We start from the raw sequence: 23,506 nt of genomic DNA, 5'->3' as shown, positions 1-23,506 counted from the left end.
GCGACACCCCCGACACCACCGCCCGCCTCGGCCACGGCGACGCCATGCACGTCACCGACATCGACCCCCACAACCCCGGCCTCGAAATCTTCACCTCGCACGAAGGGGGAACCAGCGCGCCCTACGGGTACGCCATGCGGGACGCGGAGACCGGCGAGGTGCTCTTCGGCGGCTACACGGGGGTCGACACCACGCGGGCGATGGTCGGGGACATCGACCCGGAGCTGCCGGGACTTGAGGTGTGGTCCAACTCGGCCGAGGACGCCACGGCCGACCCCGTCGGGCTGTGGACCGCGCGGGGCGAAAGGATCGACGCGCCGAACCCGGGCGCCAACCAGAGCGTGCGCTGGGCGGCCGACCTCACCACGCAGCAGATGCACGGGGCGCTGACCGAGGAGTATGTGACGCCGACCATCGAGGACTGGCGGCGCGGCACCCTGCTGACCGCCGAGGGGACGACCACCAACAACTGGTGGAAGGGCAACCCGTCGCTGGTCGCCGACGTCTGGGGCGACTGGCGCGAGGAGGTGCTGCTGCCGACGACCGACAGCTCGGCGATCCGGATCTACACCAGCACCGAGGTCACCGACCACAAGCTGTACACCCTGATGCACGACCCCCAGTACCGCGTCGAGGTCGCCCGCCAGCAGACCACCTACAACCAGCCCTCCCACCCGGGCTTCTACCTCGCTGCCGACATGGACTGGTCCGACGTGCCGCTGCCGGTCGGGGCCGGCGGCCGGCGGTAGCGGACCCGTTCAGTAGCAGATGAACAGCCGCGCCGGGGTGTCGCGCAGCAGCGGCCACGGATAGCCGTGGGGGCAGCGACGCCCGTGGTGCGGATGCCAGAACCTGCCCTCGGGCGTGCCGCAGAACGGGCAGGCCCAGACCGGCGGCCGGCCGGGCACGGTGACGTCGGGCCACAGCGCCCGACCGCACCGGCCACAGGCCGGCTGCCGGAGGGTCAGCGGGGGAACGGCCCGGTGGCGGGGGAAGAACGGGAAGGCGTTGAGCACGTCGTCTGGCACGACCGTATCCTTCTGGTCGCCGCCCTCCCGACTGCCCCGCTACGCCGCCCGTTCCACCGAACGAATGACAAACGCCGCCCTCTCACGGCATATTGTTGCCCCCCTTGACCACGCTCGCCGTCGGCGAGGGGTGGTCGACCGCCCCCGTGGTCAGCCGTGGTCGCACGGGCCGTCGTGGTCGACCGCGCCGACGAAGGCCCGCCAGGCCGTTATCGACACCGCGACGACCGGTCCGCCCGCCCGCTTGCTGTCCCGAAGCGGGACCAGCCCCCCTCGGACCCGGGCGACCTCCAGGCAGTCGCCGCCGGAGGCACCGCTGTAACTGCTCTTGCGCCAGGCCAGAGTGTCCGTGCCGTGCTCAGCCATGCCCAGTCCTTCGCACGCAATAGATCACCGTCAGGGGCACCTCCGGGACAGTGCGTGAGCCCCGGCCGAATGTTAGGCCATCACAGCGGGCGAGTCAGGGCGTCAACTGGACTGTTCATCAACCCACTTCAGACTCGACCAGGACTCGGCGCAAACGGAACGGGTGCCCCCGCGGTGGAGGCGAGGCGAAAGACCCTTGCCGAGTGGGGCGCGCTTCCGCACACAACGCGCACAGAGCGGCGCGCCTCCCGCGCGCCGCGCGCCGGCGCGCGGGGTCGTCCGGGTCGTCCGGGTCGTCCAGGTCGTCCAGGTCAGGAGTAGAGCGCCTCGATCTCCTCGGCGTAGGCGGCTGCCACCGCCCGCCTGCGGATCTTCAGCGACGGCGTCAGCATCCCGTTCTCCTCGGTGAACTCGCCGTCGACCACGACGAACCTGCGGATCGACTCGGCGCGGGAGACCGCCTCGTTGGCGTAGTCGACGGAACGTTGCAGGTCCGCCAACAGCTCGGGGTCCTCGCGGAGTTCGGCGACGGGGGTGTCGAGCGGGCGTTTGCGGACCGCGAGCCAGTGCTCCCTGGCCTCCGGTTCGAGGGTGATCAGCGCGGCGATGTAGGAGCGGCCGTCGCCGACCGCCATGCACTGGCCGACCAGGGGGCGGCCGCGCAGCCGGTCCTCCAGCACGCTGGGCGAGACGTTCTTGCCGCCGCTGGTGATCAGCAGGTCCTTCTTGCGGCCGGTGATGGTGAGATAGCCGTCCCGGTCCAGCCGGCCGAGGTCGCCGGTGTGGAACCAGCCGTCGCTCAGCGCCTCGTCGGTCGCCTCCTCGTTGCCCCAGTAGGAGCCGAAGACGATGCCGCCGGAGATCCTGACCTCGCCGTCGTCGTCGATGCGGACGGCGGTGCCGGGCACGGGTTGGCCGACGGTGCCGAAGCGGGGCGTCAGCGGCGGGTTGAGGGTGGCGGCCGAGGTGGTCTCGGTGAGGCCGTAGCCCTCGTAGATCAGCACGCCGCAGCCGAAGAAGAAGAGGCTCATCCGCTCGTCGAGCGGCGAGCCGCCGCTGATCGCGTACCGCAGCCGGCCGCCGAGCGCGGTCCTGACACGGCGGTAGACCAGCACGTCGTAGAGGGCCTTGGCGGCGCGCAGCCCGAGCCCGGGTCCGGGACCGCGGCCGTAGTAGGCGTCCAGCTCGGCCCGCGCCCAGGCCACCGCGACGCGGTCGGCGCGTTCGAACGAGGCGCCCCGGCCCATCCGTTCGGCGGTGGCCCGGCCCGTCTCGTGGATCTTCTCGAAGAGATACGGCACGCCCACGACGAACGTCGGCCGGAACGAGGCGAGTTCGGGGCGCAGCTCGTCCGGTTTCACGCTGGGGCAGTGGCCGATGACCACCCGGCCCCGGACGCAGGCGATCTGGATGGTGCGGCCGAGGATGTGCGCCAGCGGCAGGAAGATCAGGGTGGTCGGCTGCTCGCCCGTGACCTCTTCGAAGACGGGGATCAGCAGCTCGGTGAGGTTGGCGGTCTCGGCGTCCAGGTTGGCGTGGGTGAGCACGCAGCCTTTGGGGCGACCGGTGGTCCCGGAGGTGTAGGTGAGGGTGGCCGGGGTGTCGGGAGTGAGCGCGGCGCGGCGTGCGGTGATCTCCGACTCGGGCGTGGCGCGGCCGAGTTCGGTCAGCTCCTCCAGCGCCCCCTCGTCCAGCCGCCAGAGGCGCGGGCGCGCGGACAGCTCGGCGACGGCGCGTTCGGCGATCCCGGCGTGCTCTGCGGTCTCCACCACCAGCTGGGTGGCGCCCGAGTCGGCGAGCTGCCAGGCGAGTTGGTCGGGTGAGGCGGTCGGGTAGACCGGGACGCTCTGGCCGCCGGCCGCCCAGACGGCGAAGTCGAGGACGGCCCACTCGTAGCGGGTGCGGGACATCAGCGCGACGCGGCCGCCGACCGGCAGGCCGGCCGCCACCAGCCCCCTGGCCACGGCGCCGACCTCGGCGGCGAACGCGGCGGCGGTGACCGGCACCCACCGCCCGTCGACCTTGCGGCGCATCACCTCCGCGTCGGGGTCCTGGGCCGCGTTGGTGAACGGTATGTCCGCTATCGAGCCCTCGGTCGGCGGCTCCACCAGCGGTGGGGTCCTGGCCGTGCGCACCTCGCCCTCGCTGTCGGTGACCAGCTCCGGCACCGCGCGCTCGGCCCAACGGCCGCGCGCCCGCGCGCGTTTCATATCCCGCCTGACGCTCATGTGTGCTCCCGCTTCCCACTTCGCCTCGTCACTGCCCGGTACCGCCCGGCTCCCGCTCCGGTCTCTTCTCGCTCGGCCGCGCCCGGCCGGTCGTTCAGCTCTCCAGCAACGCGGTCACCCCCAGGCCGCCGGCCGCGCAGACGGAGACCAGCCCGCGCACGGGCTCGCCGCCCTCGGGGCGTTCGGCCGCCGCGCGGTGCAGGATCTTGGCCAGGGTGGGCACGATCCTCGCGCCGGTGGCGGCGAACGGATGGCCGGTGGCGAGCGAGGAGCCGTGGACGTTCAGTCGTGCCCGGTCCACCGTGCCCAGCGGGCCCCCGCGGTCCAGCCGGCGCTTGCCGAACTCGGCGTCCTCCCAGGCGGCGAGCGTCGCCAGCACCTGGGAGGCGAACGCCTCGTGCATCTCGACGAAGTCGACGTCCGCGAGGTCCAGCGCGGCGGCCTCCAGCAGCCGGGGCACCACCCGCGCGGGCGCGGAGAGCAGCCCGTCGGGCCCGTCGACGAAGTCGACCGCGCCGGTGCGGGCGTGCGTGAGGTAGGCCAGCACGGGGAGGTCGCGCTCCCTGGCCCACTCCTCGCTGGCCAGCAGCACGGTGGCCGCGCCGTCGGTGAGCGGGGTGGAGTTGCCCGCGGTCATGGTGGGCTCGGGCCCGTCGAGGCCGAAGACCGGGCGGAGCCTGGCGAGCCGCTCGGGCGTGCTGTCCGGGCGCAGGTTCTGGTCGCGGGCCAGCCCCTGGAACGGGGTCACCAGGTCGCCGAAGAACCCGTCGTCCCAGGCGGCGGCGAGCCGCTGGTGGCTGGTGGCGGCGAGCAGGTCCTGCGCCTCGCGGGTGATGTTCCACTCCGCGGCGGTGCGGGCCGCGTGCTCGCCCATGGACAGCCCGGTGCGCGGCTCGGCGTTGCGCGGGATCTCCGGCACCAACTGCCCGGGGCGCAGCCCGGCGAGCGCGCGGGCCCTGCCCCCCACACCCTTGGCCCTGCGGGTGCGCAGCAGCACGCGCCGCAGCCGGTCGTTGAGCGCCAGCGGCACGTCGCTCGCGGTGTCCACGCCGCCGGCGACGCCGACGTCGATCTGGCCCAGGGCGATCTTGTTGGCGACGAGGATGACCGCCTCCAGGCCGGTGCCGCACGCCTGTTGCACGTCGAAGGCGGGGGTGCGCCGGTCCAGCGCGCTGCCGAGCACCGTCTCCCTGGCGAGGTTGAAGTCCCTGCTGTGCTTGACCACCGCGCCCGCGACGAACTCGCCAAGCAGCGCGCCCCGCAGCCCGAACCGCTCGACGAGGCCGGCGAGCGCGGCGGAGAGCATCTCCTGGTTGGAGGCGGCGGCGTAGGGGCCGTCGGAACGGGCGAACGGGATGCGGTTTCCGCCGAGAACGGCCACCCTGCGCCCTGTCGGGGTCATGCTGGTAGCTCCTTAACGATGCTGTCCGGTGCCGGTCGACCGCGCGGGAAGGCACGGTCACGCGACGATGATGCCCTCGGCGCCTCCCTTGTGGTGGGCACGTCCGGCCGTTTAACGTGCCAGTAGACTTACCCGGGAGTAGGGAGGAAATCAATGGCCGATCGCTATCTCGCCTTCGCCACCGGTCGGGTGGGCGCCCGGGTGGTCCGCCGCCTGGGACTGCCGCGCCCCGTCGCACTGCCCCGTCACCGGCCCGGCGCCCCCGTGGCCGCGGGGCCCGTGGTGCTGGGCCGGGCCGAGGGCGGCCACGCGGAGAAGGCGCTGCGCGCCGTGCTGGAGTCCTGCGACGCCCGGGTGGAGGAGGATTCGGACCGGCCGGCCGCACTGGTCTACGACGCCACCGGTATCGCCTCGGCCGCCCAACTCGACCAACTGCGCGCCTTCTTCCAGCCCCGCGTCCGCGCGCTGGCCACCGGCGGCCGCGTCGTGGTCGTCGGCGCGGCGCCCGAGGACGCGGCCACGGTCGGGGAGGCGGCGGCGCGGCGCGCGTTGGACGGCTTCGTGCGCTCCCTCGGCAAGGAGCTGCGGGGCGGGGCCACCGCGCAACTGGTGCTGCTGGCGCCGGGCGCCGAGCGCGCCGAGTCGCTGGAGTCCACGCTGCGCTTCCTGCTCTCGGCCAGGTCCGCCTATGTCTCCGGGCAGACGGTCCGGCTGGCCGCGCACGACCCCGGCGCGCACCCGGCCGACTGGGAACGCCCGTTGGCCGGCCGCACCGCGCTGGTCACCGGCGCGGCCCGGGGTATCGGGGCCGCCATCGCCGAGACCCTGGCCAGGGACGGCGCCCGCGTCCTGGCGCTGGACACCCCGGGGCAGCTCGAACCGCTGCGCGCGCTGGCGGCCCGACTGGGGGGCGCGGCCGTCCCGTTGGACATCACCGCCTCCGACGCCGGCGCACGGCTGCGCGAGCGGTGCGCGGAGCAGACCGGCGGCGCCCCCGACATCGTGGTGCACAACGCGGGCATCACCAGGGACCGCACCCTGGGCCGGATGGACGCCGACCGCTGGCGGAGCGTCCTGGACGTCAACCTGATCGCCGTCGAGCGGCTGACCGACGCCCTGCTGCCGGACCTCGGCGCGGGCGCCCGGATCGTCTGCACCTCCTCCATCAGCGGGCTGGCGGGGAACGTGGGGCAGACCAACTACGCGGCCAGCAAGGCGGGCCTGGTCGGCCTGGTCGGCGCGCTGGCGCCCCGGGTCGCCGAGCGCGGCATCACCGTCAACGCGGTGGCCCCCGGCTTCATCGAGACCCGGATGACGGCGGCGGTGCCGGCCTTCGTGCGGCAGGCCGGCCGCCGGATGAACAGCCTGTCCCAGGGCGGGCTGCCGGTCGACGTCGCCGAGGCCGTCTCCTATCTGTCGGCGCCGGCCAGCGGCGCGGTCAACGGCCAGGTGCTGCGGGTCTGCGGCCAGGCCCTGCTGGGGGCGTGAGCGCGCCGCGATGCCGACCACCGACCTCACCCACCTCCACCCGCCCGGCCTGCTCCCCTCGTATGCCAGGGCGCTGCTCCCCCGCCGACGGAACCCGGAACGGCCGCTTCCGGCGCGGACGTTGCGGCTGACCCCGGTGCCGCGCGAGCCGGGGCGGCTGCGCGAGTACGCGCGGGTCTGCGGCTTCCCGGCCCCCGCCACGGCGGGGCGACTGCCCGCCACCTACCCGCATCTGTCGGCGTTCCCGCTGGCCATGCGGCTGCTGACGGCGAGCGACTTCCCGCATCCGCCGCTCGGGCTGGTCCATCTGGCCAACGAGATCACCCAGCTCCGCCCGCTCACCGCCGAGGAGCGGCTGAGCGTGGCGGTGCGCGCCGCGCCGGGCGCGCCGCACCCGAGGGGCACGGCGTTCGCCGTCACCGCAACCGTCAGCGACGAGGACGGCGCCGAGGTCTGGCGCTCTGCCAGCACCTACCTGCACCGGCACGGCGGCGCCGGCGGGCCCGGGCGCGGCGCCCGTCCGGGGCCGGCCGAGCGGGAGTTGAACGCGCCGACGCGCGAGGAGAGTTGGCCGCTGGCGGCGGACCTGGGCCGGCGCTACGCGCGGGTCTCGGGCGACCGGAACCCGATCCACCTGTACCCGTTGACGGCCCGCCCGTTCGGCTTCCGCCGGCCCATCGCGCACGGGATGTGGTCCACGGCCCGCGCGCTGGCCGCGCTGGACGAGGCGCTGCCCGAGGCGTTCACCGCGCGGGTCCGCTTCCGCGCCCCGGCACCGCTCCCGTCGCGGCCGACGTTCCGGGCCGCCGAGCTCCCCGAGGGGCAGGCGTTCCACCTGGTCGGGGAGGGCGGAAGGCTGCTGCTGGCCGGCGAGGTCACGCCGCCGTAGCGTGGCCTCGCCGTCGGCTCACTCCGGCGGGGACCACATCTCGCCGCCGAGCACGTCCCGCATCCCGATCCAGATCATGTTCATCAGCCGCAGCGCGACCCGGTCGGGGGCCTCCCGCGGGTGCTGCTCCATCCAGTCGGTGAGCGAGTCGGCGGCGCCGACCAGCGCCTGGGCGACGAAGTCCACGTCCACCTCGCCCAGTCGGTCGTCGGCGCCGCCCTCGTCGATGCCGCGCCGCACCAGGTCGGCGACCTCCCGCATCACCGACTCGCGCGCCTGCGCCAGCTCGGCGGTGATCGCCTCGCTCTGCTCGGGCGCCTGGCGGTGCAGCATCACCCAGCTGTCCCGGTCCTCGGCGACGAAGGCGAAGAACGCGGAAAGACCGCGCCAGAGCCGGAGTTCGGGCGCGTCGCCGCTGTCGGCCGCCTCCCGGAAGGCCCGCACCAGCGCCTGGGACGAGCGCCTTACACAGGCCACGAAGAGGTTCTCCTTGGACCCCAGGTAGAGATAGACCATCGGCTTGGAGATCCCCGCGAGATCCGCGATCTCGTCCACCACGGCCGCGTGGTAGCCGCGTTGCGCGAACACCCGCAGCGCGGCGTCGACGATCTCACGCTCGCGCACGCTTCTCGGGAGTCTTCGTCGCCCGGTCTTCTCAGTGGTCACTCTTGTCAGCCTACCCACGCCGATATTAATCTTACTTCCGAGTAAGTCTACTTCAGAGTAGATACAGGGTTGTCACAGCAAGTGAGGTCGCGCCAGCGGCGCCTGGCGACTTCGGTAAGGACGGACGAACCATGGCCGACAGCGGTTCCGAACTCGGCGAGCTCGACTTCGAGCAGGTCACTCCCGAAAAGTTTGCGCAGCTGGTGAAGCGGACGCCGGCCAAGGAGATCACCGCGCTGATGCGCGGGGAGCTGCGCGCACGGGTGCTGAGCGAGGTGTTCAGCAGGATGGAACGGCAGTTCCGCCCGGAGAACGCGGGCTCGCTCAACGCCGTGATCCGCTGGGAGGTCACCGGCGAGTCGACGGCCACCTGGGAGACCAGCATCGCCGACGGCACCTGCACGGCGCGCGAGGGCGCCCACGCCGCCAACCCCCGGGTCACCCTGACGATGGGCGACGCCGACTTCCTCAAACTGGTCTCCGGCAACGGCAGTCCGGTCACGATGTTCATGACCCGCAAGGTGCGGATCGCCGGTGACATCGGCGTCGCCTCCGGGCTCACCCGCCTCTTCGACATCCCGAAGGGCTGAGCGCGCGTGACCGGGTTCTCCCTCGATCTGACCGAGGAACAGCGCGACCTGAAGGAATGGGTCCACGGTTTCGCCTCCGGCGTGGTCCGCCCGGCCGCCGCCGAGTGGGACGAACGCGAGGACACCCCCTGGCCGGTGATCCAGGAGGCCGCCAAGATCGGCCTGTACGGGTTCGAGTCCCTGGCCGAGATGTTCGGGGACCCCTCGGGGCTCTCCCTCCAGATCGCCAACGAGGAGCTGTTCTGGGGCGACGCCGGCATCGGCATGGCCCTCTTCGGCACCTCCCTCGCGGTCGCCGGCATCTTCGCGGCCGGCACCTCGGAACAGTTGGTGGAGTGGGTGCCGCAGTGCTTCGGCGACGCCGACGACCCGAAGGTGGCGGCCTTCTGCGTCTCCGAGCCCGAGGCGGGCTCCGACGTGGCGTCCATGCGCACCAGGGCCCGCTACGACGAGGCGAAGGACGAGTGGGTGATCAGCGGCCAGAAGGCGTGGATCACCAACGGCGGCATCGCCAACGTCCACGTCGTGGTGGCCTCCGTCGACCCCGCGCTCGGCTCCAGGGGACAGGCGGCGTTCGTCGTCCCGCCGGGCACCGGGGGGCTGGAGGGCAACCGCAAGATCAAGAAGCTGGGCCTGCGCGCCTCGCACACCGCGGACGTCTTCCTGGACGACGTGCGGGTGCCGGGCTCCTGCCTGCTGGGCGGGAAGGAACGGCTGGACCGTCGGCTGGCCAAGGCCCGCGAGGGCGGCCGGGGCAAGGGCCAGGCGGCGATGGCCACCTTCGAGGTCTCGCGCCCGACCGTGGGCGCCCAGGCCCTGGGCATCGCGCGGGCCGCCTACGAGTACGCCCTCGACTACGCGGGCGAACGCGTCGCGTTCGGCCGCCCGATCGTGGAGAACCAGTCCATCGCCTTCGCGCTGGCCGACCTGCGCACGGAGATCGACGCGGTGCGCCTGCTGATCTGGCGCGCGGCCTGGATGGGCCGCAACGAGAAGCCGTTCACGGCGGGCGAGGGCTCGATGTCCAAGCTCCGCGCCGGCGAACTGGCCGTCTCCGCCACCGAGAAGGCCGTCCAGATCCTCGGCGGCGCCGGCTACAGCCGCGAACACCCGGTGGAGCGGATGTACCGCGACGCGAAGATCTACACCATCTTCGAGGGCACGAGCGAGATCCAGCGCCTGGTGATCGCCCGCGCGATCACGGGGCGGCACATCCCCTGAGGTCGGCGGGAACGCCGGCCCCCGCCGGGCTCGTCTCCCCCGGCGGGGGCCGCGCGTTGGCGGGGGCCTCCCGGAGCCCAGTGGGAGATTCTTGGAAGACGAACTTCCGGGCGCCCGCCAGCGAGCGGATCGTCAACACAGCGCCTCGAATGTCGCCCTTCTTACGGGTGACGGGGCCTCGGCGCCGGTACCTGCCCGCAGCCCGGGGTAGAGGGAACGCGGATGACCCTTTCGAGTGACGGTACGGACGGCGGCGCCGGGCGCTGTCAGCGCGCCCTGCTTCACTGGGAGAAACAAAGGGGGTTGGCGATGCCCACGGTGATCCACATGACCCGGACCGAGGCGCTGCGACAGCGCGAGGAACTGCTCGAACGAGCCGGCCTCTCGTACGAGCAGCTTCGCGAGCGCGCGGATGCCTACGCGTTGACCATGGAGCAACTGCTGATTTGGCACACAATCGAAGGACTCGACTACCTTTTGTCGGATGAGTGAGGTTTCCACCCTCGACAAGCTGGCGCGCGAGTTCGCCGACCGATTGTCCGCCCTGACGCGGGGTGTCCTCGGCGAGGACACCCCGCTCTTTCACGCCGTCACCCTGGAGCCCGGACGGAAGATCCGGCTCCAGCCACTGGGGGACGACAGGCTTCTACGCTCCATTCCCGTGCGCATCGGAGCGGAGGTGCGGATCAATCTGCTGGTGATGTACGACTGCTGCTGGGATGGGACGAGCACCTTCCTGGCAGCGGACCGGTCCGAGATCAAGGTGCTCTACGACGGTGTGCCGGATCCGCTCTTCCGGTTCGAGTACGAACGGGCGGGCGACGATCCACCCGGCGCGCACATCCACGTCCACGCCCACCGCGACGAGGTGGCCTACCTGCTTCGCCTCGCCGACAGCGGACGTCCCCGGAAGGCCCTGCGGAAGAACCGGATGCCTCGCTCGGCCGAACTTCACCTCCCGGTGGGCGGACACCGGCTTCGCCCCTCGCTTGAGGATGTTCTGCTTTTCCTGAAGCGCGAGTTCGAGATCGCCACCACGCCACACTGGCGAACCGTCCTGGACGACCACCTCCGGGACTGGCGCCTGACGCAGCTGAAGTCCGCCGTGCGCGATGCCCCGGAAGCGGCGGCGGAGGCCCTGCGCACCCTCCAGTACCAGGTGCTCGCACCCGCGCTCCCCGCGCAACGCGCGGATTCCCGCGTCCGGCTCTTCCGCCCGTGAGCCGCGTTCAGCGGGTCAGCGCGTCGCGGGCGGCCGTCCAGTCGATGATGGGGACGGCGGCGCCTGCGGCTTCGAGGCCGCGGCAGTGGTGGGCGTGGTGGCGGGTCAGGTCCGTGAGGCGGAGCTTGCCGCCGAAGGCCGGGTGCGTGAGGAGGCGGCGGGCGTAGGCCCACAGGGCCGGATGGTCGGCGATCCGGTGGACCGCGTCGGCGCCCAGGTGACAGCGGTGGACGGTGTCCAACCGCACTAGGGCGACCCAGAGTTCGACGTCGGCGGCGGTCAGCTCGTCGCCCAGGACGAACGGCGCGCCGGCCACCCGCCGGTCGAAGGCGGTGAGCGTCGCCAGCAACGTCTCCAGGGCCCGTTCCCCCGCCTCTCCCGCGCCCGCCTCGCCCGCGAGTTGGGCGGCCTCGCCGATGCCGCGTTCGCAACGCAGCGTCAACGCGTCGATGCCACCGGCCAGCGCGGAGGGGCGCAGCGCGGGACGGTCGGGGGCGCGGAAGCGGAGGCTGAGGTCGGCGAGGATGTCCGGCACGTGGTTGCTGACCAGTCGCCCGGTCCAACTGTCGGTCAGCGCCGGGCTGGCGCCGGGCCCGGTGTGGCCGTGGAGGGTGGCCGCGTAGGCGGCGTCGAGCGCGGTCCGACCGTTGCCCGCCTCGTGCGGAGCGGGCAGCAGGGTCACCGGGAGCACGTCGTCCAGACCGAGCAGCGCGTGGGTGATCGCCACGCGCAGGCCGTCGGGGCTGGCGAGCGTGAGGTGCAGCCGGTAGCGGTGGGGCGCGGGGTAGTGGCCGCTCTTGGCGTCGGTGCCGATGCGTTCGCGGACCCGACAGGGGGTGTTCGTCGGCGAGTTCGGCAGCGGTGCGGGCATGGCTCTCCCTAGGACGTTTCTGCACGGGGGACGCGAGGGCAGGCGGGCAGGAGAGTGGGCGGTCGCGGGGCGCGTGCCCCGCGACCGCTCCGTGCGGCGGTGTTCAGACCGCGCTGGAGACGCGCAGCAGATCGATGTGGCGCCGGCAGGTCAGCAGCCTGGGCGCGGGAAGCGCGGAGCACGCGGGGTCCGCGGCGGGTCGGGAACGGTGCGGAGGAGCGGAGGGCGCGTCAGGCGCGCACCGCGCCCGCGTCGTCCCGTCCGCCATCGAGCGCTCCGTCCGTTCGGCGAGGGCCGCCCCCGGGGCGGTCCTTCCGTCGGATTGTCCGGCTCGGGAACGAGGAGCGTCAAGGGGTGGCCGCCGGTGCCCCCGGTGGGAAGGCGCCGTCCGCGTGCCCCTCGGGCGCCGTCCGGGCGGCGTCCCTGCGCGCCACCTCGGCGCGGACGAGCGGGATCACGTGCCGGCCGAAGTCGATGGCGTCGCCCAGCAGGTCGTAGCCGCGCGCGGAGATGATGTCGACGCCCAGGTCGTGGTAGTCGAGCAGCGCCTCGGCGACGGTCTCGGGGGTGCCGACGAGGGCGTTGGAGTTGCCGGCGCCTCCGGTGGCGGCGGCCGGCGCGGTCCACAGGGCGCGGTCGTAGCGTTCGCCCTGTTCTGCGATGGCGATCAGCCGTTGGGAGCCGGTGTTCTCCGGACGGCTGTCGGGGCCGGGGCGCCGGCGTCCCGCCGGGCCGCCGGCCTGGATGGCGGCGAGCGTGCGGCGGGCCTTCTCCCAGGCGAGTTCCTCGGTGGGCGCGATGATCGGCCGGAAGGCGACCTGGATGCGCGGCGGGGTGGCGCGGCCGGCCGCCGCGGCGGCGGCGCGGACGGCGGCGATCTGCTCGGCGGTGCGCTCCAGCGGCTCGCCCCACAGGCAGTAGATGTCCGCCTCGGCCGCGCCCGCCGCCAGCGCGGCCTGCGAGGAGCCGCCGAACGACACGTCGGGGCGGGGCAGTCGGGCGGGGAAGACGTCGCTGACGTAGTCGTGGAAGCGGTAGTGCGCGCCCTCGTGGTCGAAGGGTTCCGTGCGGGTCCACACCTTCTTGACGATCTCGATGTACTCGCGGGTGCGGGCGTAGCGCTCGTCCTTCGGCAGGGTGTCGCCCTCGCGCCGCTGCTCGTGGTCGCTGCCGCCGGTGATGAAGTGGACGGTCAGCCGGCCGCCGCTGATCCGGTCGAGGGTGGCGAAGACCCGGGCGGCGTAGGTCGGGTGGGAGAGGTTGGGCCGGTGGGCCAGCAGGATCTGGAGGCGGTCGAGGCGGGAGGCGAGCAGGGCCGCCGCCGTGGCGGGGTCGGGGGTGCCGGAACCGTATGCGAAGAGGACCCGGTCCCAGCCGTGGTCCTCGTGGGCGCGGGCGAGCCGCAGGGTGTAGTCGGGGTCGAAGGCGGGCCCGGAGCGGGGTGCGGTCTCCGAGCCGTCGTGGGTGGCGGCGATGCCGAGGAACTCGACGGGCATGGGGGATCACGCCTTTCGGCCGCGGCGCGGGGGCGACGCGCGGCGAGAGCTGGGGCGGGGCGGGCGCGGCGGCGCGCGCGGAATGCGGGGGGCCGGGGCGTTTCAACGCCCCGGCGTGGCCTGCTCGTTGACCGGAGTGGTCAGGCGGCGACGCGGCGACACGCCGCGGACCACACCCGACCGAAGTCGATGTGGTCGCGGGTGACCAGTGGCCGCGTGGGCTTCACGCGTTCCAGTGCAGCAGCGCCGGGACCCGCCGTCAACGGGTGTCCGTGGGCCGGGCCCCCGCGCCGGCCCACGCGCGGTGACGCGTGGGGCGCGCTTAACGTGCCGGTGATCCGCGCTCAAAGCGCGGGTAACACACGCTTCCTAGGGTCGCCCCCCATGGACGGCTCCCCTTCGGCTTCGCCGGGGCCCCCGGCCGCGGTCTCCGGGGCCAGGGCCGGCCGGGACCGCCGGGCCGAGACCTATCTCCACCTGCGTGACCTGCTGTGGTCGGGCACGCTCGCGCCGGACGACCGGCTGGTCGAGGTGCGGCTCGCGGCGCGGCTCGGGGTCTCCCGCACGCCGGTGCGGGAGGCGCTGGTGCGGCTGGCGGCCGACGGACTGGTCGAGCGGCGCGGCGAGGGGTACTACCCGGCCCGGCTGAGCGGGGACGAGCTGGCGGATCTGGTGGAGCTGCGGGCCACCGTCGAACTGCGCGGTGTGGCGCGCGCCTCCGGCCCGCGCGCCGGGGCGCACGATCGGGCGGCCCTGCTCGCGCTGCGGGACCGGTGGCGGGCGCTGCGCGCCGCACCGCCCGGACCCGGGCCCGCGTTCGTGCGGTACGACGAGGACTTCCACCGGACGCTGCTGGCCGCTTCCGGCAACCCCCGGCTGACCGAGACGCTGGAGTCCACGCTGGTCCGGCTGCGCCCGGCGCGGGCGCGGGACCCCCTGACGGCGGAACGGGTGGCACGTGCCGCCGCCGAGCATCTGGCGATCGTGGAGGCGCTGCTGGCGGGCGAACCGGACGCGGCGCTGGTCGCGTTGGGCCACCATCTGAACGCCGGGCGGACGGTGCCGCACGGGAACGACGCGACGCCCGGCGGGGGCTGAGCCGGCACCCGGGCCGGCGTGTCCCGCCGGCGCGGCGCCGGGGCGCTGCCGCCGGGGCGGGTGGCGGTGCCATCATGGCGGGCATGGGACGGGTCACCGAACGTCGCCGGGTCATCCGCGTCAGGGACGGCGCGGTCTCCGCGCGCGCCGACACCCTGGTCGGCGAGGAACCGCTGGAGATCAGGGTCAACGGGCGCCGGCTGGCGGTGACGATGCGCACCCCGGGGGACGACTTCGCGTTGGCCTCCGGCTTCCTGGTCAGCGAGGGGGTGCTGGCCGACCCGGCCGAGCTGGCGCGGATCGCCTACTGCGCCGGGGCCGAGGGCCCGGACGGCGCCAACACCTACAACGTGGTCGACGTGCGGCTGGCCGACGGGGTTCCGGGGCCGGATGTGTCACTGGACCGCCGGGTGTTCACCAACTCGTCCTGCGGGCTGTGCGGCCGGGTCTCGCTGGACACGGTGCGCACCACCGCGCGCTGGCCTCTGCCGCTGCCGCGGGGCCCGCGCCTGGACCCGGCGGTCCTGGCCGAGCTGCCCGACCGGCTGCGTGCCGCGCAGCGCGTCTTCGCCCGCACCGGCGGACTGCACGCGGCGGCGCTGTGCACGGCGGACGGCTCGTTGCTGGACGTGCGGGAGGACGTGGGCCGCCACAACGCGGTGGACAAGATCGTCGGCCACGCCCTCACCTCGGGGGCGCTCCCGCTGAGCGGCACCGTGCTGCTGGTCTCCGGCCGGGCCTCGTTCGAGCTGGTCCAGAAGGCGGTGCTGGCCGGGATCCCGACGCTGGCGGCGGTCTCCGCGCCCTCGGCGCTCGCGGTCGACCTGGCGGCGGAGACGGGGATGACCCTGGTGGGCTTTCTGCGCGGCGCGTCGATGAACGTGTACAGCGGCGCCGAACGTCTGGGCCTCGTGGACGACGAGTCGCCCGACACGGCCTCCGAGGGAACAAGGTAGCTCCTGTCCTGGTTCGGGTAGGCAGGGTCGTGATAGCCAGGAGAGGCACCCCAAACGATCGCTCTTGATCAGAGAAGGACAAAAACGCAACGTGAGTAGCAGCGTCCCCGTCCCCGAAGTCACTCTCAACAACGGCGTCCGGATGCCCCAGCTGGGCTTCGGCGTCTGGCAGGTCCCCGACGACCAGGCCGAGGTCGCGGTGAGCCAGGCGCTGGCCGCCGGGTACCGCAGCATCGACACCGCCGCCGTCTACGGCAACGAGGAGGGCACCGGCCGCGCGCTGGCCACCTCGGGGCTGCCGCGCGAGGAGCTGTTCGTCACCACCAAGCTGTGGAACACCGACCAGGGCTACGACACGGCGCTGGCCGCGTTCGACACCTCGCTCGCCAAGCTGGGCCTGGAGTATGTCGACCTCTATCTGATCCACTGGCCGGCGCCCGCGCACGACCTGTACGTCGAGAGCTGGAAGGCCCTGGAGAAGATCCTGGCCGACGGCCGGGCGCGCGCGATCGGCGTCTCCAACTTCAAGCCGCCGCACCTGCGCCGGCTGCTGGACGAGACGGAGATCGTTCCCGCGCTCAACCAGATCGAGCTGCACCCGAACTTCCAGCAGGACGAGTCCCGCGCGCTCCACCGCGAGCTGGGCATCCTCACCGAGGCGTACTCCCCGCTGGGCTCGGGCAAGGGCCTGCTCGACGACCCCGAGCTGCGGCGGATCGCCGACAAGCACGGCCGCACCCCGGCGCAGGTGGTGCTGCGCTGGCACCTCCAGCTGGACAACGTGGTGATCCCGAAGTCGGTGACGCCCTCCAGGATCACGGAGAACTTCGACGTCTTCGGCTTCTCGCTGGACGACGAGGACCTCGCGGCCGTCGCGGCCCTCGACACCCCGCACCGGGTCGGCACCGACCCGGACGAGGCCAACTGGCGCTGAGCCCCTCCGGGGCGGGCCGAGGACGACAACCCGCCTTGCCGGTGCGGCACCGTAGTCGTCTGCCACCCGCCACGGACGCACCGCGCGGTTCCCCGCGCCCCCAAGCCGCCCACCGGCAGCACAGGGGCGCGGGGAACCGCGCGAGCGACCACACACCGGGGCGCACCCGACAACCCACGTGGGCGGACCGACCCATCCGGGAGGGCCCCGGCGACGAATGAGGGGAGCGAACGCCTGCCGCCCGACCCCGGAGGACCCATGACGTCCGAGCCACCCAACCCGCCCCGCCCTGCCCGGCGCGTGCGCCGCGGAGGTGCGGCGCGGTGAGACGACCGGCCAGGATCGGGCAGGAGCAGCCCCGGACGCCCGAGCTCGCCACGCTGCTCGGCGAGGTCGCCAAGGGCGACCATGAGGCGTTCGCCGCCGTCTACGACGCCGTCGCCGGCCCCGTGCTGGGGCTGGTGCGCGGCGTGCTGCGCGACCCCGCGCAGTCGGAGGAGGTCGCCCAGGACGTGCTGGTCGAGGTCTGGCGGCAGGCGCCGCGCTACCGCCGGGAGCGCGGCTCGGCGATGGCGTGGGTGATGACCATCGCGCACCGCAGGGCGGTGGACCGGGTGCGTTCCGCGCAGGCCGCCACCGACCGCGAGCACAGGGCCGCGCTGCTGGATCGGACCCCGCCGTTCGACGAGGTGACGGAGCAGGTCGAGACGCGGCTGGAACGGGAACAGGTGCGGCGCTGCGTCGACGGACTCACGCCGCGCCAGCGGGAGTCGGTGACCCTGGCCTACTACCGGGGGCTGACCTACCGCGAGGTCGCCGAGCTGCTGTCGTTGCCGCTCGGCACGGTCAAGACACGGCTGCGCGACGGACTGATCCGGCTGCGGGACTGCCTGGGGGTGACGGCGTGAACACCGCGCACGATGTCGAACCGCACACGCTCAGCGGCGCCTACGCCGTGAACGCCGTGCCCGAGGACGAGCGGCGCGGCTTCGAGCGGCATCTGGAACGGTGCGCGTCCTGCGCCCGCGAGGTCGCCGAACTCACCGAGACGGCCGCCCGGTTGGGCGCCGCGATGAGCACCGCGCCGCCGCCGGCGATGCGGCGTGCGGTGCTGGAGCGAATCGGCACGGTCCGCCAGGAGCCGCCGCGCGGCGCGGTGCGGCGCGCCGTCCGCGGGCTGCCGCCGCTGGCGCTGGCCGCGAGCCTCGCGGCGCTGCTGCTGGGCGGCACCACGGCGTGGCAGTGGCACAGCGCCGAGCAGGCGCGCGAACGGGAGGCCAGGGCCGAACGCCTGGCGGAGGAGCTGACGGCCGTGCTCTCCGCGCCGGACGCGCGGATGACGACGGGCGCGGTGCCGGGCGGAGGCTCGGCGACGGTGGTGGTCTCCCCAGGCCACGACCGGGTGGCGTTCCTCGCCTCTGGGCTGCCCGCGCCGCCGGAGGGGCGGGTCTACCAGCTGTGGTTCGACGACCACGGCGCGATGCGGCCGGCCGGCCTGCTGGAGGCGGGCGCCGACGAGCAGGCGATGCTGATGGACGGTCGGCTCGACGAGGCCACCGGCATGGGCATCACCGTCGAACCGGCCGGCGGCTCCCCGCAGCCGACGTCCGAGCCGCTGGCGGTGATGGAGTTCGCCGGCTGAACAGGGCGTCGCCGGCTGAACAGGGCGTCGCCGGCCGATAGGTGTGGTGCGCCGTGGCGACCACGCCGGCGAGAACGGCGTCGGCGCGGTGGCACCGGCAGACGGTCAGCGGGGTGAGGACGGGGCCGGGGACCCGGGCGCGGGCGAGCTCCCGCGCCCGCCCCCGGGGACGGGTCCGCCGCGTTCGGCGAGGAGGGCGACCGGGCCGCGCCGGATCTCGGCCGGCAGGCACCGGCGCGGGCCGTCGCCCCGCCACGCCCCCTCCCGCCCACGGCGGGGCGCTCCCCGGATGTTCGGTGCCGGAGGCGCGGCGGATGGGTCCGCGAGGAGAGTTCTTTTTCTTTCCCTCCGACCCCATCCGCACCGCCCCCGCCCACGAAGCAGGGGTGTGAGAGACCGAGGGAGACAGGGCGCGCTCGCCGCGCTGACCGGGCTGCTGGCCGTGGTCGCCGCGCTGGCCGCCGCCGAGGCGCTGGCCGTGCTGGCGGTGCGGCGGGAGGCCGGTCCGGTCACCGCGGTGGGCGGCGCGGCGATCGACCGCACGCCGGCGCCCGTGAAGGACTGGGCGATCCGCGCCTTCGGCGACCAGGACAAACTGGTGCTGCGGCTCGGCATCCTGACGGTGCTGGCGCTGCTGGCCGCCGTGGCCGGGGTGCTGGCGCTGCGCTGGCGGCGGCTGGTCGCGGTGGGCGCGCTGGCGATGGGCGGGGTCGGCGCGCTGGCCGCCGCCGAGCGGCCGGACGCGGGCGGCGGGGACTTCCTGCCGGCGCTGCTGGCCGGCGCGGTGGCGGGCGCGGTGCTCTTCGTGCTCGTCGGTTGGCTGGAACGGCCTGGCGGCTCCGGGGTGTTCACCCCGGGGGGCGGCCGACGGCGGTTCCTGGCCACGGCCGGCGCGCTGGTGGCCGGTTCGCTGACGGCGGGGCTGGTCGCCCGGTGGCGGAACGCGGCGGACGCCGCCGAGGTCGCCGCCGAGCGGGCGGCGTTGCGCCTTCCCGAGCCGGTCTCGCCCGCGCCGCCGCTGCCGGACGGCGCCGCGCTCGACGTGCCGGGCGTGGCACCGTTCCAGACTCCCAACGGCGACTTCTACCGGGTCGACACCGCGTTGCGGGTACCCCGCGTGGACGTGTCGTCCTGGCGGCTGCGGCTGCACGGCCTCGGCGTGGCGCGTCCGCTGGAGCTGGACTTCGAGCAGTTGCTGGCGCGCGGCCTGGTGGAGCGGCGGATCACGCTGACCTGCGTCTCCAACGAGGTCGGCGGCCCGTACGTGGGCAACGCGACCTGGCTGGGCGTCCCGTTGGCCGAGCTGCTCGCGGAGGCCGGTGTGCGCTCTCCGGAACAGGGCGGCGAGGCCGACCAGTTGGTGGCCCGCTCGGTGGACGGCATGACGCTGGGCACCCCGTTGGCCGCCGTGCTCGACGGCAGGGACGCGCTGCTGGCGGTCGGCATGAACGGCGAGCCGCTGCCGCTCGACCGCGGCTACCCGGTGCGGATGGTGGTGCCGGGGCTCTACGGCTACGTCTCGGCCTGCAAGTGGCTGGAGGAGCTGGAGCTGACCACCTTCGAGGCGTTCGACCCGTACTGGGTCAGGCGCGACTGGGCGAGGGAGGCGCCGATCAAGACCCAGTCCCGGATCGACACCCCGCGCGCCGTCGACCGCCCGCGCGCCGGCGAGCCGGTAGCCGTGGCCGGTGTCGCGTGGGCACAGCACACCGGGATCGACCGGGTCGAGGTGCGGGTCGACGACGGGCCGTGGGAGGAGGCCGAGTTGGCCGAGGAGGACTCGGTCGACACCTGGCGCCAGTGGCACTGGCGCTGGACGCCGGCGCCCGGCACCCACCGGGTCGAGGTGCGCGCCACCGACCGGGGCGGCGAGACCCAGACCGCCGACCGCGTCGGCACGGTGCCCGACGGCGCCACGGGACGGCACTCGGTGGTGGTCCGGGTGGACTGACCGCTCCGCGCGGCGACAACCGCCGACAACCGCTGACAGCAATCGATAACTCGACAACAACCCGAGACAACTACCGACAGCTTTGTCGACAAGGGAGTTAACCCCCATGCGTATCACCCGAGTGAACCGCGTCCGCCGCACCGCCGTCGCCCTGGTGGCCGTCGCCGCGCTGCCGATGGGGCTCGCCGCCTGTTCCTCCGACGACGACTCGGACCAGAACGAGAGCAGCGAGGAGAGCGCGCCCGAGGAGGAGTCCGAAGGCGGCGCCGAGGACGGCGTGGACGACGGCACGGACGAGGACGGCGGAATGGAGGACGGCTCCGGCGACATGGCCGCCGAGCCGTTCGGTCCCGCCTGCTCCGCCGTGCCGGAGGACGGCGCCGGCAGCTTCGACGGGATGGCCCAGGACCCGGTCGCCACCGCCGCCGGCAACAACCCCGAACTGTCCACGCTGGTCAGCGCCGTCGAGGCGGCCGGCCTCGGTGACACGCTCAACACCACGGAGGACCTGACGGTGTTCGCACCGGTCAACGACGCGTTCGCCGGCATCGCCCAGGAGGACCTGGACGCGCTGCTGGCCGACGAGGCGGCGCTGACCGACGTGCTCACCTACCACGTGGTGCCCCAGCGGCTGGCGCCCGAGGACCTGACTGAGGGCGACGTCGAGACGCTCCAGGGCGGGACCGTGGCCGTCAGCGACGAGGGTGAGTCCTGGCAGGTCAACGACGCCTCGGTGGTCTGCGGCAACGTCCAGACCGCCAACGCCACCGTCTACCTGATCGACGGCGTGCTGATGCCCCAGTGAACCGTCCCGCACGGTGAACGGCTGAACGGCTGGACGACTGAGCGGCCGGGCAGAACGCGCGGCGGGCCGCCCCTCTCACACCGGGGGCGGCCCGCCGCGTCCCCGCGTTCAGCGCGCGCCGTGCCCGGCGGCGATCTCCTCGATGCGGGTGGCCAGTTGGGTGTCCAGCTCGGTGACCTTGCCGCCGACGCTGTGCGTGTTGACCGAGACGCCGAGGCTGTCGTACGTCACGGTGAGGTCGGCGTGGTGGTCCAGCCGCTCCTGGAGGGTGGCGATGTGCACCAGCAGCGCCACCGCCTCCAGGTGCCCGTCCAGCCGGTACTGGCGCACCAGCCGGTCCTCGCCGAACGACCAGCCCGGCAACCCGCCGAGCACCTCACCGATCTGTGTCTCGTTCAACGGCCGTGGCGCCATGGGCGGGCCCTCCTCTGACTGCGCTGACTCCCGGGGTGGTGCGCCCCCAGGTTAGAGCCGGTCGGCCCGACGCGCCTCGTGGGCGGCCGGCTCGGGGTGCGCGGCCGCCTCCGCCAGCCAGCGGCGCAGCACCCGGTGGACCGCCTCGGCGCCGACCAGCTCGCCCTCTGCCGTCGGCGGCGAGAGCGCCGGGGGCGCGAGCAGGAACGCCAGGCTCTGTTCGCCGCCCAGCCCGCCGTGGCACCCCAGCTGCTCCTCGAAGGCGTGCACCGTCCCTGTCGCCGGGTCGCAGGCCGAATTGATCACCAGGTCGGGGCAGTTGGCGAAGCCGGCGGTGCGTCGCACCGCGTCCGCCGCGCCGGGACCGAACGGCAGCAGCGGGTCGGCCCCCAGCACCTTGCCGCTCGCCAGATGGTGCTCGGCGCCGCCGGCGCCCAGCACGACCGGGCCGTGCCGCTCGTCGTCGACCAGCACGAACCCGATGCCCGGGTGCTCGGCCAGGGTCTCCAGCAGCGCCGGGTAGCGGCGCTCGACGGCCTCCCGACCCGCGCGGCCGGGGATGTCGGGGAAGGCGACCACGCCGAGGTTGCCGGAGGCCAGCACGACGGGGGCGGTCGCGCCGCCCGGCTCGGCGCGGCGCTCCGTCGGCGGCTCGGCCGGCTCCTCGGGCCGGTGCAGCGCGGCCCTGGCCACCCCCCTGGCCTCGGCGCCGCTCTCCTCCCGACGCGGCGTCCCGACGACGGGGCGACCGCAGCCGATCCGCACCAGCTCCTCCAGCGAGCGGCCGAACGCGGCGGCGAACGTGGGGCCCTGGCTCTGCCCGTGGTCGGAGAGCAGCACCAGGTGGTAGGGGCGGGGGGCGTGCGCGACGGCCTGGAGGATCAACGCCACGCAGCGGTCGAGGCGCGCCAGCACCTGCCGGGTGTCCCGGCCGCGCGGCCCCGAGTGGTGGGCCACCTCGTCGTAGGCGACCAGGTCGGCGTAGACGGCGCCGCGTCCGTTGAGGATGTCGCCCACCACGGCGGCCGTCACCACGTCCCGCTGCACCACGGTGGCGAACGCCCTGATCAGCGGGTACAGCCCGGCCCTGCGCACCCGTGGGCGCACCCCCGCCAGGCGCGCGCGGGTGGACTGGCAGACCTCGCGCACCAGTTCCGCCAGGAACGCGCCGGCGGTGCGCGCCGCGTGCGCCGGGTCGGAGAAGTAAGCGAAGTACCCGGCGCGCGAGCGCTGGCCCGCACGCCGGCGGGCGGCTACCGAGAGCACCAGCGCGGCCTGCCCCGCTCCCCCGGTGAAGAGGTTGCCCCGGCTCGCGCCGTCCTCCGCCAGCAGGCCGGGCGAGCCGGTGCGCGACTGCGCCCGGCGTTGCAGGGTCGCGGCGCTGGACGGCCGGTTGCTGACCAGCACCTCGCCGGTCTCCTTCTCGTACCAGCGGAACGCGGGCACGTCGGCGTTGCTGCCGTGCAGGATGCCGAGCTGTGAGGATCCGGTCTGGCTGGACCAGTCGGTGCGCCACGGGGCCAGCCGGTGGCCGCGCGCGAGGAGCCCGGCCACGGTCGGCATCAACGGGCGCTCCCCCGCCGTCGCCTCGCGCAGCACGTGGTAGCCGATGCCGTCGAGTTGGAGGAAGACCAACCCGGCGGTGCGGCGCGCGGGCGCGGGCGCCGGCCGGCCGAACCGCAGCCCCGCCATCCGCCGCAGCCGCCGCCGCGTCGCGCCCTGGTCCCGCAGCGCCAGGAACGCACCCGTCGCCGACGAGGCGACCGAGGTCGCGGCGGCCACCACCACGGCGGTCCCGGCCCCCGCCTGCCCCCGGCCTGGCACGGCGCTGAGCGCCAGCAGCATCAGCCCGCCGTTGAGCAGGAACACCAACGAGCCCAGCGCCAGCGCCGGAACGAGCAGCAGCGCGCGGACCAGCCAGGGCCACACGAGGGCGTTCAGCAGTCCGAAGAAGCCGGCGCAGAGCGCGGCGGTGAGCCCGACGCGGGTGAGGCTGTCGCCGTCGGCGGACTGGAGCCGGAAGGCGGGCAGCACGAGTGAGAGCACGACCAGCGTGGCGGTGGCCACCGCCCACACCGCCGACACCCGCAGCAACGCGGCCCCCGCGCTCCGCCACCGGCCCATCCGCCGCACCACCGTCCGTCGTTCCGTCGCCGCTCTCCGCTCCATCCTCACCGATGCGCCGACCGCGCGGCCCGCGCCGGCCACCCACCTGGCCGGTCCGGCACCGCTGTCGGCA

Annotated in this window: 23 protein-coding genes; 14 read left to right on the top strand and 9 right to left on the bottom strand. The window is 74.2% G+C overall.

Annotated elements, in window-relative coordinates:
- The coding region (locus CRP51_RS19055; protein WP_500691301.1) for a rhamnogalacturonan lyase family protein at window positions 1-749 on the top strand (749 nt) is incomplete at its 5' end.
- A 9-nt stretch (window positions 750-758) separates the two neighbouring features.
- Here CRP51_RS19055 and CRP51_RS19050 read toward each other — a convergent pair.
- The 4 genes from CRP51_RS19050 to CRP51_RS19035 form a co-directional block, all read right to left on the bottom strand.
- Window positions 759-1,028: a hypothetical protein gene (locus CRP51_RS19050; RefSeq protein ID WP_097232451.1), complete on the bottom strand. Its 270-nt coding sequence runs from the start codon at window positions 1,026-1,028 to the stop codon at window positions 759-761.
- Between the two features lie 150 nt (window positions 1,029-1,178).
- Window positions 1,179-1,394 carry a DUF397 domain-containing protein gene (locus tag CRP51_RS19045; protein ID WP_097232450.1) on the bottom strand — a complete coding sequence of 72 codons (216 nt, stop codon included), beginning with the start codon at window positions 1,392-1,394 and terminating at the stop codon, window positions 1,179-1,181.
- Between the two features lie 311 nt (window positions 1,395-1,705).
- On the bottom strand, window positions 1,706-3,622 hold the full coding sequence (locus tag CRP51_RS19040) for an AMP-dependent synthetase/ligase (RefSeq protein WP_097232449.1): 1,917 nt from the start codon (window positions 3,620-3,622) through the stop codon (window positions 1,706-1,708).
- Window positions 3,623-3,716: 94 nt separating this feature from the next.
- A complete protein-coding gene (locus tag CRP51_RS19035) occupies window positions 3,717-5,024 on the bottom strand; it encodes an acetyl-CoA C-acetyltransferase (protein ID WP_097232448.1) in 1,308 nt (435 codons plus the stop codon).
- A 153-nt stretch (window positions 5,025-5,177) separates the two neighbouring features.
- On the opposite strand from CRP51_RS19035, the gene CRP51_RS19030 reads away from it, so the two are divergent.
- Together CRP51_RS19030 and CRP51_RS19025 are read left to right on the top strand one after the other, a co-directional pair.
- Entirely contained in the window at window positions 5,178-6,512 is a 1,335-nt protein-coding gene (locus tag CRP51_RS19030; RefSeq protein WP_097232447.1) for a 3-oxoacyl-ACP reductase, read from the top strand.
- A 10-nt stretch (window positions 6,513-6,522) separates the two neighbouring features.
- Complete coding sequence (locus tag CRP51_RS19025; RefSeq protein WP_097232446.1) at window positions 6,523-7,401, top strand: MaoC family dehydratase; 879 nt, start codon at window positions 6,523-6,525, stop codon at window positions 7,399-7,401.
- Between the two features lie 18 nt (window positions 7,402-7,419).
- Here CRP51_RS19025 and CRP51_RS19020 read toward each other — a convergent pair whose 3' ends face one another.
- Window positions 7,420-8,067 carry a TetR/AcrR family transcriptional regulator gene (locus CRP51_RS19020; RefSeq protein WP_097232445.1) on the bottom strand — a complete coding sequence of 216 codons (648 nt, stop codon included), beginning with the start codon at window positions 8,065-8,067 and terminating at the stop codon, window positions 7,420-7,422.
- Between the two features lie 131 nt (window positions 8,068-8,198).
- On the opposite strand from CRP51_RS19020, the gene CRP51_RS19015 reads away from it, so the two are divergent.
- The 4 genes from CRP51_RS19015 to CRP51_RS19000 all read left to right on the top strand — a co-directional run bounded on the left by CRP51_RS19015 (window position 8,199) and on the right by CRP51_RS19000 (window position 11,100).
- Window positions 8,199-8,657, top strand: a complete 459-nt coding sequence (locus CRP51_RS19015; protein WP_097232444.1) for an SCP2 sterol-binding domain-containing protein — start codon at window positions 8,199-8,201, stop codon at window positions 8,655-8,657.
- 6 nt (window positions 8,658-8,663) lie between these two features.
- Window positions 8,664-9,878 (top strand): acyl-CoA dehydrogenase family protein, encoded by a 1,215-nt coding sequence (locus CRP51_RS19010; protein WP_097232443.1) that lies wholly within the window; start codon window positions 8,664-8,666, stop codon window positions 9,876-9,878.
- A gap of 222 nt (window positions 9,879-10,100) precedes the next feature.
- The gene (locus CRP51_RS19005) at window positions 10,101-10,370 is read left to right on the top strand and encodes a hypothetical protein (RefSeq protein ID WP_245880673.1); all 270 of its coding nucleotides are present in this window, start codon (window positions 10,101-10,103) and stop codon (window positions 10,368-10,370) included.
- On the top strand, window positions 10,363-11,100 hold the full coding sequence (locus tag CRP51_RS19000) for a hypothetical protein (protein WP_097232442.1): 738 nt from the start codon (window positions 10,363-10,365) through the stop codon (window positions 11,098-11,100). The genes CRP51_RS19005 and CRP51_RS19000 overlap by 8 nt, the downstream gene beginning before the upstream one ends.
- 7 nt (window positions 11,101-11,107) lie before the next feature.
- Here CRP51_RS19000 and CRP51_RS18995 read toward each other — a convergent pair whose 3' ends face one another.
- Together CRP51_RS18995 and CRP51_RS18990 are read right to left on the bottom strand one after the other, a co-directional pair.
- Window positions 11,108-11,971, bottom strand: a complete 864-nt coding sequence (locus CRP51_RS18995) for a glutathione S-transferase C-terminal domain-containing protein (protein WP_097232441.1) — start codon at window positions 11,969-11,971, stop codon at window positions 11,108-11,110.
- 347 nt (window positions 11,972-12,318) lie between these two features.
- Window positions 12,319-13,467 carry an LLM class flavin-dependent oxidoreductase gene (locus tag CRP51_RS18990; RefSeq protein WP_097232440.1) on the bottom strand — a complete coding sequence of 383 codons (1,149 nt, stop codon included), beginning with the start codon at window positions 13,465-13,467 and terminating at the stop codon, window positions 12,319-12,321.
- A 384-nt stretch (window positions 13,468-13,851) separates the two neighbouring features.
- Between CRP51_RS18990 and CRP51_RS18985 the strand changes: the two genes are divergently transcribed.
- The 7 genes from CRP51_RS18985 (at window position 13,852) to CRP51_RS18955 (ending at window position 20,853) form a co-directional block, all read left to right on the top strand.
- Window positions 13,852-14,565: a GntR family transcriptional regulator gene (locus CRP51_RS18985; protein ID WP_097232439.1), complete on the top strand. Its 714-nt coding sequence runs from the start codon at window positions 13,852-13,854 to the stop codon at window positions 14,563-14,565.
- Between the two features lie 83 nt (window positions 14,566-14,648).
- Window positions 14,649-15,521: a formate dehydrogenase accessory sulfurtransferase FdhD gene (fdhD, locus tag CRP51_RS18980; protein WP_097232476.1), complete on the top strand. Its 873-nt coding sequence runs from the start codon at window positions 14,649-14,651 to the stop codon at window positions 15,519-15,521.
- 142 nt (window positions 15,522-15,663) lie between these two features.
- Entirely contained in the window at window positions 15,664-16,455 is a 792-nt protein-coding gene (locus tag CRP51_RS18975; RefSeq protein ID WP_097232438.1) for an aldo/keto reductase, read from the top strand.
- A 323-nt stretch (window positions 16,456-16,778) separates the two neighbouring features.
- Window positions 16,779-17,363, top strand: a complete 585-nt coding sequence (locus CRP51_RS18970; protein ID WP_097232437.1) for a sigma-70 family RNA polymerase sigma factor — start codon at window positions 16,779-16,781, stop codon at window positions 17,361-17,363.
- The gene (locus CRP51_RS18965) at window positions 17,360-18,097 is read left to right on the top strand and encodes an anti-sigma factor (RefSeq protein ID WP_097232436.1); all 738 of its coding nucleotides are present in this window, start codon (window positions 17,360-17,362) and stop codon (window positions 18,095-18,097) included. The genes CRP51_RS18970 and CRP51_RS18965 overlap by 4 nt, the downstream gene beginning before the upstream one ends.
- Window positions 18,098-18,386: 289 nt before the next feature.
- Window positions 18,387-20,048 carry a molybdopterin-dependent oxidoreductase gene (locus tag CRP51_RS18960; RefSeq protein WP_097232435.1) on the top strand — a complete coding sequence of 554 codons (1,662 nt, stop codon included), beginning with the start codon at window positions 18,387-18,389 and terminating at the stop codon, window positions 20,046-20,048.
- A 106-nt stretch (window positions 20,049-20,154) separates the two neighbouring features.
- Window positions 20,155-20,853 (top strand): fasciclin domain-containing protein, encoded by a 699-nt coding sequence (locus CRP51_RS18955; protein WP_097232434.1) that lies wholly within the window; start codon window positions 20,155-20,157, stop codon window positions 20,851-20,853.
- 108 nt (window positions 20,854-20,961) lie between these two features.
- Here the strand turns inward: CRP51_RS18955 and CRP51_RS18950 are convergent, their stop codons facing one another.
- Both CRP51_RS18950 and CRP51_RS18945 read right to left on the bottom strand, forming a co-directional pair.
- Complete coding sequence (locus CRP51_RS18950) at window positions 20,962-21,267, bottom strand: 4a-hydroxytetrahydrobiopterin dehydratase (protein WP_097232433.1); 306 nt, start codon at window positions 21,265-21,267, stop codon at window positions 20,962-20,964.
- Window positions 21,268-21,318: 51 nt separating this feature from the next.
- Window positions 21,319-23,436, bottom strand: a complete 2,118-nt coding sequence (locus CRP51_RS18945; protein ID WP_245880671.1) for a phage holin family protein — start codon at window positions 23,434-23,436, stop codon at window positions 21,319-21,321.
- Window positions 23,437-23,506 lie beyond the last annotated feature (70 nt).

It is taken from the genome of Streptomyces zhaozhouensis (assembly GCF_900230195.1).
GTDB lineage: Bacteria > Actinomycetota > Actinomycetes > Streptomycetales > Streptomycetaceae > Streptomyces > Streptomyces zhaozhouensis.
Note: the sequence above shows the minus strand (reverse complement) of the source record. Positions and strands in the feature narration are given on the sequence as shown.